Origin of the sequence: Bradyrhizobium manausense (assembly GCF_001440035.1) — a bacterium.
GTDB lineage: Bacteria > Pseudomonadota > Alphaproteobacteria > Rhizobiales > Xanthobacteraceae > Bradyrhizobium > Bradyrhizobium manausense.
On record NZ_LJYG01000072.1, the window covers coordinates 1 to 2,861 of the forward strand.

1 protein-coding gene and 2 pseudogenes are annotated in these 2,861 nt (G+C 61.5%); 2 read left to right on the plus strand and 1 reads right to left on the minus strand.

Going from position 1 to position 2,861, the window contains the following annotated elements; all coding sequences use genetic code 11:
- Nucleotides 1-873: pseudogene (gene istA, locus AOQ71_RS17310) on the minus strand (IS21 family transposase); the annotation flags it as partial.
- A 598-nt stretch (nt 874-1,471) separates the two neighbouring features.
- Here istA (AOQ71_RS17310) and AOQ71_RS47970 point away from each other — a divergent pair.
- Entirely contained in the window at nt 1,472-1,837 is a 366-nt protein-coding gene (locus tag AOQ71_RS47970; RefSeq protein ID WP_245316933.1) for a sll1863 family stress response protein, read from the plus strand.
- Between the two features lie 151 nt (nt 1,838-1,988).
- Nucleotides 1,989-2,861: pseudogene (istA, locus tag AOQ71_RS17320) on the plus strand (IS21 family transposase); the annotation flags it as partial.

Consider the following 2,861-nt stretch of genomic DNA (forward strand, 5'->3'; position numbering starts at 1 on the left):
TATTTTGATGGCGGCGTTCAGTTCGGCCCGGGAAAAGAAGCGCTGATTGCGCAGCCGCGCCAGAATCCAGCGCTGGGCGATTTGCACCGCGACCTCGTACCTTCGCCTTGTCTTTTGGGCGCCGCGGCCGTGCGGCGAGAATGGCCGTGCTGTAATGGCTCGCCATCTCGGCATAGGTACGATTGAGACCGGGATCGTAACGGTCGGGGTTGCTGACGGCGGCCTTGAGGTTGTCGCAGACCACGAACGTCGGCGCCCCACCCAGAAAGGCGAACAGGTTGACATGCGCCCGGATCCAGTCGGTCAATCCCTCGCTCGGGCAGGCCTCGGCGTAGGTGTAGTTGGAAGCGCCCATCGCCGCGACGAACAGCTTCATCGGCTGCACTTCCCCGGTCAGGGAATCGATGACGTCGATGGTATCGCCGGCGAAATCGACGAACACCTTCTCGCCGCCCAGATGGGTCTGCCGCATTGACGGCCGGGCCCGTCCCTTCCAGGCCTCGTAGGTCGTGCAGAACCAGGTGTACCCGAAACCGTCGGGATTGCCGGCGCGGTACTCCTCCCAGAGCAGGTGGCGGGTCACATTGCGCCGGCGCAGCTCCTTATCGACGTAGCTCCAGTCGGGAACGGCCGCTGCGGGCTTTGCGAAGCAGGCCGCGGGGCCGGGAAAAGCAAAAGCTCCAGGTCTTCATCGGTCATTCCTTCCGGCAGCGGCCAGCTCAGCCCGGCAACACGGGCGCGGGTCAGGTAGCCATGCACGACGCCATTGCTGATGCTCAGGGAGCGCGCGATGGCCCGCTCCGGCAGACCTTGAACATGTTTTAGCCGAAGAACTTCTTTGATCCGGCGCATCGACAATCTCTGGATAGGCATGGGGCTTCCTCGTTAACGACGAGGCCATCCCTAAGCCGGTTGAGTTGTCGGCCGAAGCGGTGCAAGGCTCCGAAAACCTTGCTCACGATCCCGCGAAACACGCACATCCACTTCAGGAGTTTCCTCGCCAGACCTTGATTTCGAGTTCAAGAGGAACGGCGCTGCCTATCGCCGCCAGCAGCAACGTCATTTGCGAAGCGCTCAAGTGGGTCCGAGCCGGAGCTTTGCAAGCGCTCGGCTACTACGTTGGCCTGCCAAGGAAATCGTTCAAGCCAACAGCCGCCATCCGACGCTGAGGCGGCGCTCGGCAGGAAGCAGTCCTTTTTCGAGCGGGCCCTCGGTACTGGTGGAGACAGGAAAGCACTGTCCACTCCATCCATATAAGCCATCGGAGGGACGGCCGAGCAGCACCAACCAGCTCGCCCGATTGCAAATTCCAAGCTCGGTACATCGCCACTCACGGCGCTGCGCTCTGAGCTTGCCATCCCGGTCATGGGCAAGGTCGCATCCGACCCCGACCGGCTGAGGTCAAGCACGACGGCTGCCGCATGAAAGAGAGCCTCCGTGCAGATCGGATCCAAAAGTCCCCACAAATGAGTTGACACAGGTCAACGCGACCGAGGCCAAGCTCAGAAATGATTGGAGACAACATCAGCGGAGATGGTCATGGCAGAGCAGCATACATTTTTACCTGAATTGGGCCAAGGAGCGCATTGACGAGATGGATGCCGCGTTAGCTTCGTTCGAAGTCAAAGCAGGCCAGGCCAAGGCCGAGTCAGGGGGCAAGGCCGATCAGTTCGTCGCCGATCTAAAAAAGCGGCGTGACGAATTTCAGACGCGGCTCAAGACCCAGGCGGAAGCGGGAGAAGCCGCATTGTCGCACGCGAAGGAAGACCTGGAAACTCAGTGGAATGGGTTCGAAGCCCAGGTGAAGACCTACTTTGCGTGTTTCGCGGGATCGTGAGCACGGATTTCAGGGGATCGTGAGCAGAGATTTCAGACGATCGTGAGCAACGATTTCGCGGGATCGTGAGCAAGGTTTTCGGAGCCTTGCACCGCTTCGGCCGACAACTCAACCGGCTTAGGGATGGCCTCGTCGTTAACGAGGAAGCCCCATGCCTATCCAGAGATTGTCGATGCGCCGGATCAAAGAAGTTCTTCGGCTAAAACATGTTCAAGGTCTGCCGGAGCGGGCCATCGCGCGCTCCCTGAGCATCAGCAATGGCGTCGTGCATGGCTACCTGACCCGCGCCCGTGTTGCCGGGCTGAGCTGGCCGCTGCCGGAAGGAATGACCGATGAAGACCTGGAGCTTTTGCTTTTCCCGGCCCCGCGGCCTGCTTCGCAAAGCCCGCAGCGGCCGTTCCCGACTGGAGCTACGTCGATAAGGAGCTGCGCCGGCGCAATGTGACCCGCCACCTGCTCTGGGAGGAGTACCGCGCCGGCAATCCCGACGGTTTCGGGTACACCTGGTTCTGCACGACCTACGAGGCCTGGAAGGGACGGGCCCGGCCGTCAATGCGGCAGACCCATCTGGGCGGCGAGAAGGTGTTCGTCGATTTCGCCGGCGATACCATCGACGTCATCGATTCCCTGACCGGGGAAGTGCAGCCGATGAAGCTGTTCGTCGCGGCGATGGGCGCTTCCAACTACACCTACGCCGAGGCCTGCCCGAGCGAGGGATTGACCGACTGGATCCGGGCGCATGTCAACCTGTTCGCCTTTCTGGGTGGGGCGCCGACGTTCGTGGTCTGCGACAACCTCAAGGCCGCCGTCAGCAACCCCGACCGTTACGATCCCGGTCTCAATCGTACCTATGCCGAGATGGCGAGCCATTACAGCACGGCCATTCTCGCCGCACGGCCGCGGCGCCCAAAAGACAAGGCGAAGGTACGAGGTCGCGGTGCAAATCGCCCAGCGCTGGATTCTGGCGCGGCTGCGCAATCAGCGCTTCTTTTCCCGGGCCGAACTGAACGCCGCCATCAAAATA